General features: G+C 68.9%; 10 protein-coding genes and 4 pseudogenes. 7 read left to right on the top strand and 7 right to left on the bottom strand.

The window, feature by feature from the left end; all coding sequences use genetic code 11:
• Positions 1 to 146: 146 nt before the first annotated feature.
• Together ACZ5D2_RS38555 and ACZ5D2_RS38560 are read right to left on the bottom strand one after the other, a co-directional pair.
• A pseudogene (locus ACZ5D2_RS38555) lies at positions 147 to 265 on the bottom strand (IS5/IS1182 family transposase); the annotation flags it as partial.
• A 339-nt stretch (positions 266 to 604) separates the two neighbouring features.
• Positions 605 to 676, bottom strand: a pseudogene (locus ACZ5D2_RS38560) (hypothetical protein); the annotation flags it as partial.
• Positions 677 to 1,155: 479 nt separating this feature from the next.
• Between ACZ5D2_RS38560 and ACZ5D2_RS38565 the strand changes: the two are divergent.
• Positions 1,156 to 1,671, top strand: a complete 516-nt coding sequence (locus tag ACZ5D2_RS38565; protein ID WP_468936180.1) for an alpha/beta fold hydrolase — start codon at positions 1,156 to 1,158, stop codon at positions 1,669 to 1,671.
• The gene (locus ACZ5D2_RS38570) at positions 1,608 to 1,778 is read left to right on the top strand and encodes a hypothetical protein (RefSeq protein ID WP_468936186.1); all 171 of its coding nucleotides are present in this window, start codon (positions 1,608 to 1,610) and stop codon (positions 1,776 to 1,778) included. Before ACZ5D2_RS38565 ends, ACZ5D2_RS38570 begins: the two co-directional genes overlap by 64 nt.
• Before the next feature lie 145 nt (positions 1,779 to 1,923).
• Here the strand turns inward: ACZ5D2_RS38570 and ACZ5D2_RS38575 are convergent, their stop codons facing one another.
• Together ACZ5D2_RS38575 and ACZ5D2_RS38580 are read right to left on the bottom strand one after the other, a co-directional pair.
• Positions 1,924 to 2,664 carry a barstar family protein gene (locus ACZ5D2_RS38575; RefSeq protein WP_371674879.1) on the bottom strand — a complete coding sequence of 247 codons (741 nt, stop codon included), beginning with the start codon at positions 2,662 to 2,664 and terminating at the stop codon, positions 1,924 to 1,926.
• Positions 2,665 to 2,827: 163 nt separating this feature from the next.
• Positions 2,828 to 4,420: an ISL3 family transposase gene (locus ACZ5D2_RS38580; RefSeq protein ID WP_468936112.1), complete on the bottom strand. Its 1,593-nt coding sequence runs from the start codon at positions 4,418 to 4,420 to the stop codon at positions 2,828 to 2,830.
• A gap of 280 nt (positions 4,421 to 4,700) precedes the next feature.
• Between ACZ5D2_RS38580 and ACZ5D2_RS38585 the strand changes: the two are divergent.
• Positions 4,701 to 6,283, top strand: a pseudogene (locus tag ACZ5D2_RS38585) (ISL3 family transposase).
• A gap of 78 nt (positions 6,284 to 6,361) precedes the next feature.
• Here ACZ5D2_RS38585 and ACZ5D2_RS38590 read toward each other — a convergent pair.
• Positions 6,362 to 6,727, bottom strand: coding sequence for a DUF1330 domain-containing protein (locus tag ACZ5D2_RS38590; RefSeq protein WP_468936115.1), 366 nt, complete (start codon positions 6,725 to 6,727; stop codon positions 6,362 to 6,364).
• Between the two features lie 238 nt (positions 6,728 to 6,965).
• Here ACZ5D2_RS38590 and ACZ5D2_RS38595 point away from each other — a divergent pair, with 238 nt between their 5' ends.
• A complete protein-coding gene (locus tag ACZ5D2_RS38595) occupies positions 6,966 to 7,454 on the top strand; it encodes a hypothetical protein (protein WP_468936117.1) in 489 nt (162 codons plus the stop codon).
• Positions 7,455 to 7,535: 81 nt separating this feature from the next.
• Here ACZ5D2_RS38595 and ACZ5D2_RS38600 read toward each other — a convergent pair whose 3' ends face one another.
• Positions 7,536 to 8,417, bottom strand: coding sequence for a glycine-rich domain-containing protein (locus tag ACZ5D2_RS38600; RefSeq protein WP_468936120.1), 882 nt, complete (start codon positions 8,415 to 8,417; stop codon positions 7,536 to 7,538).
• Between the two features lie 298 nt (positions 8,418 to 8,715).
• On the opposite strand from ACZ5D2_RS38600, the gene ACZ5D2_RS38605 reads away from it, so the two are divergent.
• A complete protein-coding gene (locus tag ACZ5D2_RS38605) occupies positions 8,716 to 10,068 on the top strand; it encodes a PLL family lectin (protein WP_468936123.1) in 1,353 nt (450 codons plus the stop codon).
• 230 nt (positions 10,069 to 10,298) lie between these two features.
• On the opposite strand, the pseudogene ACZ5D2_RS38610 reads toward ACZ5D2_RS38605, so the two are convergent.
• Positions 10,299 to 12,539: pseudogene (locus tag ACZ5D2_RS38610) on the bottom strand (Tn3 family transposase); the annotation flags it as partial.
• Between the two features lie 124 nt (positions 12,540 to 12,663).
• On the opposite strand from ACZ5D2_RS38610, the gene ACZ5D2_RS38615 reads away from it, so the two are divergent.
• Complete coding sequence (locus ACZ5D2_RS38615) at positions 12,664 to 15,645, top strand: Tn3 family transposase (protein WP_468936126.1); 2,982 nt, start codon at positions 12,664 to 12,666, stop codon at positions 15,643 to 15,645.
• Positions 15,642 to 16,118: a hypothetical protein gene (locus ACZ5D2_RS38620; RefSeq protein WP_468936129.1), complete on the top strand. Its 477-nt coding sequence runs from the start codon at positions 15,642 to 15,644 to the stop codon at positions 16,116 to 16,118. The genes ACZ5D2_RS38615 and ACZ5D2_RS38620 overlap by 4 nt, the downstream gene beginning before the upstream one ends.
• Positions 16,119 to 16,218 lie beyond the last annotated feature (100 nt).

Consider the following 16,218-nt stretch of genomic DNA (forward strand, 5'->3'; position numbering starts at 1 on the left):
GCCGTTCGACGACGGGGCCCGCGTCACCTACTGGATCACCGCTTCCGGCCTCGCCCTGCGTTTCATCATGTCGTCCTGACCAACCCCGACCAGAACGCTCGCCGGCTGTTTCCGCCGGCGCGTGGGCGTTCCGTCCGCCGGGCAAGAGTGACGACCTGGACGTTCGCGCCGTGTCGGCGATGCTTGGCCGAGTGGTCCGCCGGGCTGTCGCCGACGCGACGCGGTCGCACTCGGCGAGAGTGCCGTCCAGCAGGACGAACTCTGCGATGAAGAAAGCGGCCCTCCGCAGGCACCGCACCACGACCGGGGACACCGAGGCGGGCGAGGCCTTCGCGCCACGATGACGCAGATCCGCCTCACGCCGTAGCGGCGCTGGTGGTCGGCGACGAACTGGAAGCGGTTCACCAGCACGTCTCCCCGGCGAGCCCCTGGTCGCGGCCGGCACCGAGGCAGCCGCCTTCACCGACTGGGCGTCGATCACGCCCGCCGTCGGCTCCCGGTCGCGTCCGGCGGCTTCACGGATCCGGTCCCGCAGCCGGTCGTGGAACTCGGCGGTCCGGCCCTTGTCGCGCCAGCAGCGGAAGAATGCGTAGACGCGGTCCCAGGCGGGGAAGTCCGAGGGCGTCGACCGCCACGTGATACCGCCCGCGACCAGATAGCGGACCGCGTCGGCCATCTGCCGGTGGCAGTAGCCCTCCGGCTACCCGCCCGGCCCTCCAGCCAGGCTGGCACCGGCAGAACAGCACGGACCTCGGCCCATTTCCGCATCCGTCATGTCCGACGGTTCCTGCCCACCATCCACAGGACGTGCCATGACCCACCCGAAGGAAGCCACCACAAGGAAGCCGCTCCCCCGCTTCGAGGAAGCGGAAGGGCTCGGGCCGTCGGACGCGAGGTTCGTTTACGGGACCTGGTCGAGGTGCTCGAAAAGCACGGGAACCCGAACCGCTTCGGTCTGTGCCTTCTCCACGACCACTTCCCGCTCGCCCCGGACGAGGTCATGGTGGAAACGAACGACTCCGTGAGGCGCACCCTGCACTCTCACGTGGAGAAGAAGGGGCAGACACGGCACGTCAAGCCCTCCCAGCGGCGGTTCGCGCCCCACGGCACGCCGACGCCCCGGTCGTCGTGCTGCTGCACGGCTGGCCGGACTCGGTGTTGCGGTTCGAGCGGGTTCTGCCGCTGCTGACGGATCTGCACGTCGTGGTCCCTGCGCTGCCGGGCTTCCCGTTCGCGGCCCCGCTCACCACCTCCGGCATGTCGTCCCATCAGATTGCCGGGATCGTCGCCGCCGCGCTGGACGAGCTCGGATACTCGCGGTACACGCTGTCCGGCAGCGACGTGGGTGGCACCGTCGCGGAAGTCCTCGCTGCCGAATACCCGGACCGGGTGGCCGCCCTGCACCTCACGAACACCGCCCCGCAGCGTGCGCTTGCGGCGGACCCGGTGAAGCTCACGCCCTGGAGTCCTGGTCAGACGGATCGGCCTTCACCACGGACGAGCTCCTCACCTGGGTCAGCGCCTACTGGGTCACCGGCACGATCGGCACCTCCTTCACCACCTACGTCGAGCCGGTCGACCTTCCCGACCGGCTCGACACGCCGACCGTGCTGTCCGTCTTCCCTCACGACATCAAACCGGAGCCGCGAAGCTACGCCGAGACGTTCCTGAACATTCGCGACTATGTGGAACACCGGGCAGGCGGTCACTTCGCGGCCTGGGAACAGCCCGAGGCCTATGCCGAAGACGTACGCCGCGCAGTCAGGCTGGGCGCCTGAGACCAAGCTTGCGCCTGCTCCACCGCCGAGCCTTGACGGGGCTGGCTTTGTTAGCGAGTTACAGGTTCTGGCACAGATCTTGGGGAGCCATCGCGGAGAGTCATTGCGGTGTTCGAGGATGGGCGTGTCCTGCGCGGCTGGCCATTCAGTCGTTCGAATGTTCGCGGAGCAGTTGCTCAGAGCGGGACTGGAGGATCTCCAGGGCCTCGTGGATCGAGCAGCTGAGGTGGTCTCGGATCAGTTTGATGGCCTTGATGGTCATGCCGCCGAGGATCTCTTCGTCTGCGAAGGAGAGCGGGCCGGCCGTCCAGGGGGCGGACGCGGGGTCTCCGCCGGGCCAGTCGATGTCGGTCAGGGTGGCGAGCAGGCGGCCTTCCGCGAGCGCCACCGCCACGTCCATGCCGCGGGCTGCCTTCTCGGTGAAGGCAACGGGGGCTGTGTGATCCAGGAGGAAGACGAAGTGCTGGACCATGCGCGGCCGCCACCACTCATCCGACTCTCCGTCGGCGTCCAGGCGGAGGTTGGAGTTCCAGGCTGCCTGGGCGAGAACCGATACGAACAGCCCGAGGAAGTCCGACTTCAGCAGGTCGTCCGCGTGCTCGATCAGAATCGCGAGGTCCTGGTTTCCGTGGCCTGGACCGTGCCAGTCGTGGAGGCAGTCCACGAGCGCGTCCCAGTTGTGGCCGAAGTAGCCGAGGAACGACAGGTCCCGGGCGAAGGTGCGGAAGACGGACGCCGCATCCTGCATTTCCCGGCCGTCCAGCCGCAGGACGAGACCGTTTCGCTGCACGAGCGCGGCCGTTTCCAACGCTAGCCATGGGTCGGCCGGAGAGGTGAACACGACCCATGGAGAGCGGCGTTCCGTCAGCGTGGGCACGGTCGTCATGGGTGAGATCCTCGCACGGCACGTACTCGGAGCCCGAGCGATTAAAGGAGCGTAGATCGCGCCCAACGAGCACGGTCTGCCCAGGTCAGGAGGCTATCGACCATCTTCAATGCGAACGGACAGCCGAAGGTTTGAGCTTCGGATCCGTCCTTGCTTTGCGGGGCTACTGCAGCAGGATCATCTTCCGCAGCAGGTGGAAGCCAGCTCGTCCGTAGAGCTGCCTTTTGATCTTCTTGATGCGGTTGACGGCGCCCTCGATGCTGCCGGAGCTCCACGGGAGGGTGAGTCCGGCCGTCACGGCATCGAGGTCTCGGAGCAGGTGGAGTGCGAAGCCGGTGAGGCCGGGCAGTTGGCTGGCGTCGACTGCGTGGATCCAGGCAGGGAGCCGGGCGCCGAGGCGGTCGGTGAGTATTTCGCCGAAGTCGCGGACATGTCCGGCGGCCGTGTCCAGTTCGGGGCAGCGTGCCAGGACATCCTTCAGGCCGGCGCGGTCGTCCTCGCTCAGCGCGGTGGGATGCCGGGTGAGCCAGCCGGTCACCTGCCGCACCGTCGGCGGCCGGGGCGGCGCTCCGGCCGGAGCGCCACGGATGGTGGCAACGTGGCTGCGGACCATCTGGTAGGTGACGGGCGCATTGTCGGCAACGAGTTCGCTGTAGAGGCGGGTGACGCTGGTGCATCCCTCTGCGAAGCGCCGTTCCAGGTAAGGCTTGTAGGGGTCCAGCCTGCTGGGTCTGGGCCGGTTCTCGCGGATGGTGTCCTGCCAGCGTGCGGCGTTCGCGTATCTGAGCACGGTGTTGAGACCCCAGCTCAGGTGCCGGGCGATCGCCCGGCGCGAGTGGCCTTGGGCAAGGAGCTCGTGGACCAGGGCATGCGCGGCCTTCTTGCGCTCAGCCCGCCGGCCGACGGGCGCCGGGTCGTCCTGCGGTCGGCCCGAAGTCAGTCGGGCGGTTTCCGGCAAGATGTTGCTGGGCGAAGGGCGGCGCAGACAGTCGCGGTGGGCGGCGACGCAGGTTTCCACGGCCCGGCCGAGGCCCTGCCACAGGTGGAACCGGTCAGCGACCTGCAGAGCGTCGGGGGCACCGCGCCGGGCACCCTCGGCGTAGGCGCCTGCACGGTCCCGGCAGATGATCTCCACGCCGGGGTGACGAACCAGCCACGCGGCCAGCGGCCCGGCTTCACGTGTCGGGAGTACATCGACCACGCGATGGTCTTCGACGCTGGTCAAGACCGTGGAGTAGGTCTGACCGCGACGGATGGCGAAGTCGTCCACGCCCAGCACACGCGGGGTACTGAACTGCGGATCAGGCAGTGCCATGACCCTGCGCAACAATGTCATCCGTCCCGCGCCGAAGCCCAGGTGGCCAGCCAGCCGGGCGCCGGCTCGCCCGGCCAGCGCGAGCCCCACTCGTTCCAGGGCTCGGTTGAGTCGAGTCGTGAACCGTGCGTACGGGGCGGCCAGCCCCGAGAACGGCTCAGCGAAGGTCCGGCGTGGGCAGTCCGTCGACTCGCAGATGAAGCGCCGGACCGTCAGCCGGATCGTAAAGCCCTGCTCAGCGAGCGGAAGGTCCTTCAGCTTGCGCTGATAGCGGTCGTGGACCCTGTCCGAGAGGTGGCCGAAGTCTGGGCATCCAGCCTCGTCCGCTCGGCCTCTCGCGAGCACCTCGACCGTGCCGAACGCGGCCGTAACCGCCTCGACATCCACATCATCGATCCCCTCGAACACCAGCGAGTCCCAGAACGGTGCATCGGTCTGCATGACCAGCACCATCACCGTCCACGACCGGCCACAGCAGCAGCCGGACAGGTACCTGAGGGAGCGTCACTTCCGACTGTCAGACGACAAGGCGTACGCCGTCTCACCCGAGTCGGCACCTCGCAATCGAACACCGAGGTAACCCTCCGCAACGACTCCCCAAGATCTGTGCCAGAACCCGAAACCCACCGACATCCGTTCTTTGTTCTCGGTTCTGGAACACATTCCATGAAGACGATCACCTGGGTTCTGCCACGGTGACCTGGCGTCATCTGGGACCGTGGTGCGGTGTGATGACCTCATAACAGTGCTGTTTCCGCACTTCAACGCGGTGCTGGTGGAGCGAGTGTTCACGGAGTGCGGGGTGGTGCACATCGTGGCGAGGACCCTGGATGGCAGTGTTTCGTGCCCGGACTGTGGGCTTCCATCGGATCGCGTGCACAGCTGCTACGAACGTCGGCTGGCCGACACCCCGGTTGGCGACCAGCCGGTTCTGATCAAGCTGACCGTACGGCGGTTGTACTGCGAAAACGACCGGTGTGGGCGTCGTACGTTCGTCGAGCAGGTCGGGGGGCTGACGTTCCGCTACGGGAGACGGACCCCTGCTTCGCGCCGGCTCCTGGAGGCCGTGGCCGTCGCACTCGCCGGCCGGGCGGGAGCCCGGCTGGCCGTGGTGCTGCACAGTGTGGTCAGTCGGACGACGCTGCTGAGGCTGCTGATGGCGCTGCCTGACCCGTCCTGGGCAGTGCCCAAGGTGCTCGGGGTCGATGATTTCGCGACCCGCCGCGGGCGGCATTACGGGACCGTGCTCATCGACTGCGAGACCCGCAAGCCGCTTGACCTGCTGCCAGGACGGGACGCCGGGACCCTGGCCGCATGGCTGCGTGAGCATCCTGGAATCGAGGTGATCTGCCGAGATCGTGCGGGCTCCTACGCTGAAGGCGCTCGCATCGGAGCCCCGCAAGCCGTCCAGGTCGCTGACCGTTTTCACCTGTGGCAGAACCTCGGCACCGCGGTGGAACAAGGCGTGCGCCAGCACAACGGATGTCTTCTGCCACCCAGCTCCGGTCCCGGTGACCTGCCGGACACTGAACTGCCTCCAGCAAAGGAGATGTCACCGTTCGAAGCCCATATCCGTGCACGTCACGCCCTCGTTCACACGCTCCTCGACCAGGGCCACGGCATCCGGGAGATCGCCCGCGAGTTACACATGGGCGGGAACACGGTCCGGCGATGTGCCCGCGCGGCAAATCCAGAGGAGCTGCTCGGCGGCCGGCGGCAACCACGGCCCAGCCAGCTCGACCCTTACAAGCCCCACCTGGACAAACGCTGGGCAGAAGGACTCACCAACGCGATCCAGCTCCACTCCGAGCTCCAGGCCCTCGGCTACCGCGGCAGCTACCAGATCATCAGTGACTACCTGCGGCCACGCCGCCGACGCCGCATCCGCGTCGTCGGGCCCGCGCCGCCAACGGTTCGGCAAGTCACCGGGTGGATCATGCGTCACCCCGACCGGCTCTCGGAGAGTGAGGGCCGGCAGCTGACTGAAGTCCTCACTCATTGCCCGGAACTCGCTGCAACCCACCGTCTCGTTCGCGGCTTCGCCGAGATCCTCTCTACCCGCACCGGCCAGCATCTCAGGACTGGGTCGTCAGCGCGCGAGCCGAGGAACTTCCCAACCTTCACTCTTTCGCCACCGGCCTGGAGAAGGACTGGGACGCCGTCGTCCAGGGCCTGACGACTCACTGGAACTCCGGTCCCGTCGAAGGCCGCGTCAACCACATCAAGATGGTCAAGCGCCAGATGTTCGGCCGCGCCAAGCTCCCACTCCTCCGCAAACGGGTACTTCTCACCGCCGCCCGATGACTTTGCTGCTCAGAGAGTGACTGATTAGGAAAAACAACCAGCGAACTATCTCAGCGCCGGAAGAGGCGGCTGCCAGGACTACATGCCCGACTGACCCGCTCGCTCCGCTTCTGTTCGCAACGTGCGAGCCCGCTCGGCCGGGTCGTAGTTGGGCCCGACGCCCTCGATCAGCAGCAAGTCGCCCTCGATATGGTCGGTACGCAGGCGCAGGATGGCCTGGTAGGCGGGAGAGTCGTACCAGGCACGGGCTTCAGCCAGGCTGGGAAACTCGATCAGCACCATGCCGCCGGGCCACGTCCCCTCCACGACTTCGGCCGGCGGACCGTGGATGACGAAACGGCCCGCGAAGGGGTCGAGGGTCGCCTGGATGCGCTCTAGGTACTCCATGATGTCTGAGTGATTTCGGCGGCTGCGGAGATGAGCGAAGCCATAAGCGGGCACCATGGGGCTCCTTCGTTCCGGGGGGACGACCAGAACGTAGCTGAGGGTGCTTGGCCGGTGCGATTACCCCAGGGGTAATCGCCGCCACATCGCAAACATGCACCAAGGCCGCCGCCCGCCCCACAGCCTGCCTCTCACGGAATGTGTTCCAGAACCTTGTTCTCACCTACGCAGCCACGGAGTGCCATGAAACGATCGCAGAGTGTGGCAACTGTGCCACTGGTCTGTGAGGAGTGAGCACATGAGTGCCGACCGAGACGAACTCGACATCGCGGTCCCGGACTACAAGATCGACGACGTCATCCAGGCGGCCCGCTCGGGCGCCGTCACCGCGCAGGATCCCGGCTCCACCGACCTGGGCGCGCTGACCGGTGACGGGGGCGGTGACGGCAGCACCGGGATCACCAGGGGCACCATCCCGGTCACCGACATCACGCCCGTCGAGACTCTGCAGGAGGTGCCTGTCGCCGAGGTCCGGGCGGAGGACGTGGGTACATTCAGCGTCCGCTACACCGGCCGCGTCCCGCAGCTTGTCGTTACCGGCGGCTCGGTCGTGCCCTCCGTCATCACCGTCGTGGACGCCACCGGGGCCGTCCTCGCGGAATACACCGCCAGGCCCGCCACCGAGCAGTTCCCCTCGGTCCGCGCCAGCCGCGCCCTGCCCATCGACCAGAACCAGCTCATCGGCTGCGCCGGCCCCTCCTGCACTCCGATCACCCTGAACAGGTAGGCGGCCGCCACCCGAGGAGTGCCCGCAGTCCTCGGGCGGCCCAATTCCCTCACCGGTGGCTTCCTTGGTTGGTGCGCCGTGCTACCAGGAGAGGACCACGCAGCCGGAGCTGCCCTGGGCCCCGGGGAATCCGTTCTCTCTATGACCCGGTCCTTGGAGTCCGCCCCGTCCACCACTGCCAGCACTCTCGGGGCAGCCCCGGCCGTGTGCAGCCCTGCCGCCTGTGCCCCCTACGTCCTTCTGGAATCCAGGGGGTGCACCCCTGCCGCCGGGGATCACCTCGGAGCAGGGCAGCGCGCTGAGACTGCCGGCGCCGCCAGCGCCACCGGCCGGTACGCGGATCTTGTTGATGGGGCTCAGCACCTGCGTTTCCTCGTACCCGCCCTTGCCTCCGTGCGCGCCGACAGCCATGTTGGGTAGCTGCGGAGCGCCCACGCTGGAACTTTCGCCCTCGCGGCCCGGGCCGCCCTTTGCCCGGCCCTCGCCGTTCAGGACGGCTCCGGGTCCTCCGGTGCCCCCCTCGCCGACGCGGACGTAGAGGGTCCGGATCCGGGTGACATCGATGGTGCACGTCACCATCGCGCCACCACCGCCACCAGCGCCGGACCAGTCAGTCTCCCAGGCGTAGGCCCACCCTCCGCCGCCTCCTCCTCCACCTCCGGTGGCATGAACAGTGACTTTCGTGACGCCGTCAGGCACCGCAAAGGGCGCGCCGTTGACGGGCTGGGCGTACACCCGGGAGCCGGGCTCTGCAGTAGCGGGTGCGGCGGTCGCGGCAGGCGCTGCGAATCCGCCCAGGAGGGCTGTCACCCCGGCGAGGGCGGTCACTCCGGCAGGGACCGCGAGTCGGGGCACGGTTCGGCTCGCGAAGGCGTGGGCAGCGGGGCATGCACCCGCCGCGGCCACACTCGAGTGAAGTGCTGGCACAGAGGCCGACCGGCCGCCGGGAAAAGTGATCTTCATGCCCGCTCAACGAGCGTCCGGCACGTTGGAGACGGCGAACACCGCCGCCCGACGAAGGCCGAGTGCGGGTCGCTGGTCACGGCCCCGAGCCCGTGGCAAGTACGGCATATCAGCCTGCCCACGGGCGTTTCCTGCCAGACCGGATCTACCCGGGCACCAAAGTTACCGTCGGCACCTCATTCGTCACGGATTGCTGCAAGGCTCTGCCCTGGCGCAGCGGTTGCCCTGCGGATGCTATCCGCGTCGAGCCGGTGAGGGCCGGGTCGGCGGGTACCGTGCGCGACCCGAGAGGATTCCCATGGCCACAGATGAGACCACGGCCGCCCAGGGCTACCTGCCGGCGGAGGTCGCGGCGTACGTCGCCTCGGCGGACGTCGTAGCCCGGGCCGAACATGCGCGCAAGGAACTGGAAGCGCGCGGCATCGAGGTGTGGGTTCAGACGTCCTGGTGGAAGTACGAGGTCCACCTCAACGAGGAGGCCGCCGCCCTCGCGGCGGAGGTCGCGGAACTCATCGGCGATGTCGTCAGCCAGTTCCTGCCCGAGCCCTTCGGGACCATCGTGGAGGTGTACGCGAAGCTCCGCTCGGAGTGGATCAAGAGGGTCTCCAACGGGAACCCCTGCAAGCTCGTCTCGCCGTGGATCGTGCCGGGCGCGCTCATCCCGGTCCGCAAGCGGGGCCCCGAGGACATCAACATGTGGTGGACCGTCTTCGAAGGGGGTAAGGGATGGGGCCAGGACGAGAAGTTCACCGACCACCAGTCGGCGAGTAACCCCTCCCTGGCCGCCTTCAACGGGGGCCTGGTGTGCGCGCACCGCGGAGGCAAGGACAACGAGCTCTGGTACTCCGTCTACAACCCCGAGTCCGGCTGGTCCCCCGACACCAAGTTCGGCGGTGCCATGAGGTCGTCGGAGGGGCCTGCGCTGGCGGTCTACGACGGCAAGCTCCACAGCGTCCACAAGTCGGAGAGCAACAACCATATGTGGCACACCGTCTTCGACGGCAGCCGCTGGAGCGCCCCCGTCCAACTCCCCGACCACCAGACCTGCCGTGGGCCGGCCCTGGCGGTCTACGACAACAAGCTCCACCTCGTCCACCGCGCCCAGGCCGGCAACGACCACAACATCTGGCATGCCACCTACACCACCGCCACCGGCTGGAGCAGGGACACCAAGCTGCCCGGCCACCAGACGGCCTCCTACCCCGCGCTGGCGGTCTACGACAACAAGCTCCACCTCGTCCACCGCGGCGGAGGGAGCGACGTCTCCCTGTGGCACGCCACCTACACCACCGCCACCGGCTGGGGCCCGGACAACAAGTTCCGGGAGAACAACAGCCTGGAAGGACCGGCCCTGGCCGTGTACGGCGGAGAGCTGTACTGCATCCACCGAGGCTGGGGCGGCAACGATCAGAGCCTGTGGTGGACGAAGCTCCGCACCGGGCAGGCATGGACCGGGTCCCAGAGGCTCCCGGACCACCTCAGCAGCGCCGGACCCGCCGCCGTGGTCTTCCGCGACAAGAACGGCATCGGAGCAGACCAGCTCCTGGTCGTCCACCGCGGCCACGGTGGCCTGCCCGCCGGCGCAGCCACCGCCGAAGAGGAAAACCGGATCGCCGCCGAATACGCAGCCGCCACCGCCGACACACCGTAAACACCGAACATGACCGCCCCCTCGGGAGGCCACTCGACCGGGTGACCTCCCGAGGGAAGGACCCCCCTCCTGATCCTGGAAATCTGCAGGACGCGAGGCAGGACTTCACGAAGAAGGCCCGGGCTGCACGGCTCGCCACGCGGGACGCGTCGGCGGCATCGCCGCGCTCCCGGACAGACTCCTACAGGTCAACTTCCACTGCCCGTCGTCAGATTCGGCCGGGCCGGCGTTCAGCCCGGCCCTGCCTCGTCGTCCTCGTCCGCGGCTTCGTCCGGGTCGCGCAGGGGCCGCAGGGCGCCGTCGGTCGGGACGAAGGGGCGGAAGCTGTAACGGCCGAGCACGTTGAGGTTGGCGTGCCGCAGCGGGGAGAGGCGGGCGACGTCCTCGTCCAGGACGTCGTGCTCGCGCTGGCCGGCGGGCAGGGCCCGCAGCTGTTCGACGGCGGCTTCCAGGTAGCGGGTGGTCCACAGCACCGCGGCGTTGAGGACCAGGCCGAGCGCCCCGAGCTGGTCCTCCTGGCCCTGGCGGTACGCCTGCATGATCTGCCCGCGCTTGCCGTGGCAGATGTCGCGGGCGAGCTTGTGGCGGGACTCCTGGACGGTGAGCTGACGGTTCATCTGCCGGCGGTAGGTGTCGTCCACCGGGTCGACCACCCGCAACAGGTGCAGGGTCTTGGCGATCCGTCCGTACTCCATGAACGCCTGCCCAAGCGGGGTCGGGCGGCCCTCACGGCCGAACATCCGCAGCAGGTCGTAGGCGCGGACCTGCCCGGTCACCAGGGAGCCGGCCACCCGCAGCATGTCCGGCCAGTGCGTGATCACCTTGGCCAGGCTGACCTTGTTGCGGGCCAGCGGCTCCAGCGGCCCGTACCCGCCGGCGGGCGTCCCGGGCAGCTCGGCCCGCCAGAACCGCTGGTCCGCGAGGTCCCGGAAGCGGGGCGAGAAGTTGTAGCCGAGCATGCTGAACAGGCCGAACACCATGTCCGAGTACGAGGCGTTGTCGGTGGCAACCATCTCCGGCCGCACCCCGCCGTCCAGGTTCAGCAGGGTGTCCAGGATGAACAGTGAGTCGCGCGGGGTACCCGGCACCACCATCTGCCCGATCCCGGCGACCTGGTCGTTCACCGCGTTCAGCCAGGTGATCCCGCGCTTGAAGTGGTAGTACTTCGGCGACGGGCCAGCACTGATGGTCCGCTTCGGCACCACGAACCTCAGCCCGTCGACCGAGGCCAGCAGCCCCTCACCCCAGTGGGAGACGATCGGCACCCGCCCCTGGGCCGCCACGAGCCGGCCATTCGCGGCGGCGATCGTGTCCGAGCGCAGGTAGTACTGGTCGACGTGTGCGAGCCGGGCCCGGGTCAGCGCCTCGTCGTCCGCGTCGGTGACCGGCGTGTAGCCGATGTTGCACGCCTCGGCGACCAGCAGCGCCACCAGCGAGGTCTTCAAGCGGTCCATGCGGGTGCGGCCGTCCCCGAGGTGGACGAAGGCGTCCAGGAACCCGGACCAGGAGTCGACCTCGAACAGCAGATCCGGCAGGTCGACCTTCGGGAGCATCGCCCCGGTGGTCCGCCGCAGCCACCGCAGGGACTTCGGCTCGCCGAGCGCGCCGAGCCGGTCCACGTTCAGCTTCAACCGGCCGTTCGACTGGACCTCGAAGGACAGCTTCGCGTCCTGCCCTGCCTCCTCCAGCCGCTCGGCCATCAGCCGCCACGCGGCGTCCAGCGCGCCGACCCGCTCCGCCAGGTGCTCCTCCACCGGCTGGTCCAGGCTCAGGCCGTGCAGGACGTCGGCCTGCACCGCCTCCCACCCCGGCCCGTCCAGCAGCCGGGCCCTCGGGTCGGCCCAGCGGGCGGACGGGGTGGCGAAGACGTCGCGGCGCCCGAGCGCCCGGTAGAGCTGTTCCAGCACACACACCACGTAGGCGTCGCGGTCCACCGCGCCGGACGGCAGATCGGGGTTGGAGAACACCGCCTTCTTCCACGCCGGCGGCACCAGCTTCTGGTCGACCTCGCGGGGCAGCAGCGGCTTCGCTTTCACCTTGCGCCGCGCGAGCGCGGGCAACCGCTTCACCGCCTCCAGCACCCGCCGCCCGCCGGAGGCCGCGCCGAGCGCCGGGGACTCGCCGAGTAGCGACAGGAACGGCCGCACCGTGTTGTACCGGCCGGCCAGCTGACGGCGCACCTCCGCCTCCGCCTCGTCGTCCCCGGGCGGCAGCAGCTCGTCCAGCAGCCGCACCGCGGCCTCGACCTCGGCGCGCGGGGCGACCTCGGCCTCCAGGGCCCGGAACATCGCCGCCGCGTCCAGGTCGGCGCCCGTCTCGGCGACCAGGTCCAGCTGCCCGTTCCACAGCCGCAGCGCCGCCTGCACCGTCCGCGACGCCTTCGCCAGGCGAGGACGTGCGGCCAGCCACTCCCGGTCGGTGGCCCGCTTCGCCACGCTGATCAGCTTCACCTGCATCAGCAGCGCGAACAGGCCCCGGTCTCCTATCCCTGACCCACGGTGCAAAGTAGCGGTCGGCTTCCTCTTCTCTCCCGTTGCTCCTGCTCGGCCTGTTCGTTAGGCCGAACGAGGAGTCGACGGAGGAGCGGGAACGGTCATGCGGCGGGAGTGGTCGCCCGAGGACGTGGTGGCGTGCTGGACGCCGGTGGGCAGTGACTGGGATCTGGTCGCGAACAAGTCGGGCCCGACCCGGCTCGGGTTCGTGCTGATGCTGAAGTATTTCGAGCTGGAGGGCCGGTTCCCCCAGTTCGTGGAGGAGGTCCCGCCCGCGGCGGTCGACTACGTGGCCAGCGTGGTCAAGGTGCCGGCGGAGGAGTTGGCGAAGTACGACCTGTCGTCCCGGTCGGCGAAGGCTCACCGGACGCAGATCCGCGAGGCCCTCGGGTTCCGCCCCGCGACCCGCGCCGACGAGGAACGGCTGACTGCCTGGCTCGCCGATGAGGTCTGCCCGCTGGAGTTGGTCGAGGACCGGCTGCGCGAGGCCCTGCTCGTGCAGTGCCGCAGCGACCGCATCGAACCCCCGGGGCGAACCGAGAGGATCGTGGCCGCCGCGCGGGCGCGGGCCGATCGCGTCTTCTGCGCGCAGACCGTCGAGTGCTTGGGCGGGGCGTGTGCCGGACGCCTGCTGGCTCTCGTGGAGGAGGGCAGCGAGGACGGCACGGCGCTGCTGGCCGCGCTGAAGCGGGACCCGGGCGCGGTGGGGCTGGACTCGCTGCTGACGGAGATCACCAAGCTGACTGCCGTCCGGCGGCTCGGCTTGCCGGAGGGGTTGTTCGCGGACTGCTCGGAGAAGCTGGTGGCCGCGTGGCGGGCGCGGGCGATCAAGATGTACCCCTCGGACTTCCGTGATGCGGGCGAGGACGTGCGGACCACGCTGCTGGCCGCGCTGTGCGCGTCCCGGCAGGCGGAGATCACCGACGCCTTGGTGGAACTGCTCGTCGCCCTGGTCCACAAGATCAACGCCCGTGCCGAGCGGCGGGTGGAGCGGCAGCTGACGGCGGAGCTGAAGAAGGTCCGGGGCAAGGAAGGCATCCTCTTCCGGCTCGCGGACGCGGCGGTGGGCCGGCCCGAGGGGACCGTGCGCGCGGTGCTGTACCCGGTGGTGGGTGAGAAGACGCTGCGCGACCTGGTCGCGGAGGCCAAGGCCAACGAGAAGGCGTTCAAGGCCAAGGTCCGCACCACGCTGCGCTCGTCATACAGCTCGTACTACCGGCAGATGCTGGCGCCGCTACTGAACACGTTGGGCTTCCGCGGCAACAACACCGCCTACCGGCCGGTGATGGACGCGCTCACGCTGCTGGAGAAGTACGCCGACGTCGACGGCAAGACCCGTTTCTACGACGCCGGCGACAGAGTGCCGATGGATGGCGTCGTCCGCAAGGACTGGCGCGAGGCCGTCGTCGATGACAAGGGCCGCATCGAGCGCATCCCGTACGAGCTGTGCGTGCTGGTGGCGCTGCGGGACGCGATCCGGCGCCGGGAGATCTATGTCGAGGGCGGGAGGCAGTGGGGCGACCCGGAGGACGACCTGCCCGGCGACTTCGAGTTGGCCCGCACCGTGCACTACGCCGCGATCCGCCAGCCCGAGGACCCCAGGGAGTTCATCGCGGGCCTGACGCGGCGGATGACGGACGGCCTGGACCGGCTGTCGGCGGCGCTCACGAACGGCTCGGCGGGCGGGGTGAGGGTCACCACCCGCAAGGGCGAGCCGTGGATCACCGTGCCGAAGCTGGAGCCGCTGGAAGAGCCCACCGGCCTCCAGGCCCTCAAGGACGAGGTCGTGCGCCGATGGGGGGTGCTCGATCTCTTGGACGTGCTGAAGAACGCCGACTTCCTCACCGGCTTCACCGACGAGTTCTCCTCGGTCGCCGCGTACGAGCGGATCGACCGCGCCACCCTTCAGCGGCGCCTGCTACTCGCTCTGTTCGCCCTGGGCACCAACATGGGTATCCGGGCGATCGTGTCGACCGGCGAGCACGGCGAGAGTGAGGCCGCGCTGCGGCACGTGCGCCGGCACTTCATCACCGTCGACAACCTCCGCGCCGCCGTGACGAAGCTGGTGAACGGCACGTTCGCCGCCCGGGACGCGGCATGGTGGGGGCAGGGCACCGCGTGCGCGTCGGACTCGAAGAAGTTCGGGTCCTGGTCCTCGAACTTCATGACCGAGTACCACGCCCGCTACGGCGGCAACGGAGTGATGATCTACTGGCATGTCGAGAAGAAGAACGTCTGCATCTACTCCCAGCTGAAGTCCTGCTCGTCGTCCGAGGTCGCGGCGATGATCGAGGGCCTGCTGAGGCACTGCACGGACGCCGAGATCGAGTCCAACTACGTCGACACCCACGGCGCCTCCGTGGTCGGGTTCGCCTTCACCGAGTTGCTCAGCTTCCGGCTGCTGCCCAGGTTGAAGAACATCGGCAGCATCCGCCTGTACCGGCCGGACGACGCCCCGCCCGGCTGGTCGGCCCTCGGCGGCTCACTGACCCGGCCGATCCGCTGGGACCTGATCGAGCAGCAGTACGACCAGATGGTCAAGTACGCCACCGCCCTGCGCCTGGGCACCGCGGAGGCCGAGCAGGTGCTGCGGCGCTTCACCCGCGGCGGCCCCAAGCACCCCACCTACGCCGCGCTCGAAGAACTCGGCCGCGCCGTGCGCACCATCTTCGCCTGCGACTACCTGGCCAGCTCCGACCTGCGCCGGGAGATCCACGGTGGCCTCCAGGTCGTGGAGAACTGGAACAGCGCGAACACCGTGCTGCACTACGGCAAGGACGGCGCCCTGACCGGCCCGGACAAGGAGCACGCCGAGACGTCGATGCTCGCTCTGCACCTGCTCCAGTCCAGCCTCGTTCACGTCAACACGCTGCTGCTCCAGCAGGTACTGGCCGAGCCGAAGTGGGCGAAGAAGCTGTCGGCCGAGGACCGGCGCGGACTGACCGCGCTGTTCTGGTCCAACTGCAACCCGTACGGCACCTTCCGCCTGGACATGGACAAGCGGCTCGACCTGGGGACGGTCACCGCCGTGTCCCGCCCCCGCACCCCGGCGCATCCCGCCCCGACCGTCGCAGAGGCCCGATGAACGCGTACCGAACCGCCGCGCCGCACCGTCCAGCCGCAGACTACGACCGGAGGTTCGACGGGCAGCCCGTCGTCCACTGCCCGGACTGCCACTGGGCCCAGGGCCTGGACAAGCGCCTGCACCAGGGGCCCTGGGCCCTGATCTACTGGCACAGGGATAACCCGGACGACGCGGTCGACCACCTCGCAGAGCTGCCGGACCGCCTGGCCATCCCCTCGTACGTGCAGTGGGGGTGGCAGGCCCACTGGCTGGCCATCGAGGACACGCGGACCGATGAGGGGTTCCTGCTGTTCGGCCGGGAGGACTTGGAGGTCTTCCACTCGGTCTCGGCTCACGGCAGCCTGGATCAGGCAGTGGTCGCGAACACCCATCGGCGGTCCGTCTTCCCGTTCGCAGCACGCGCCGAGATTGAAGCCGCCGCTTCCGACCTCTTCCGCGCAGGGCTGCTCCGCCCGGCACCCCGCCTTCAATAAACGTTCGTTTTCCGAAGATCGCCCTACAGTGCCTCCCGAACCCCTCAGGGCCTTCAGAAACCCCTTCAAAAACCTGGGTAATTCAAGAACCCCAGACCGC

The organism is Streptomyces sp. NPDC031479 (genome assembly GCF_055581065.1).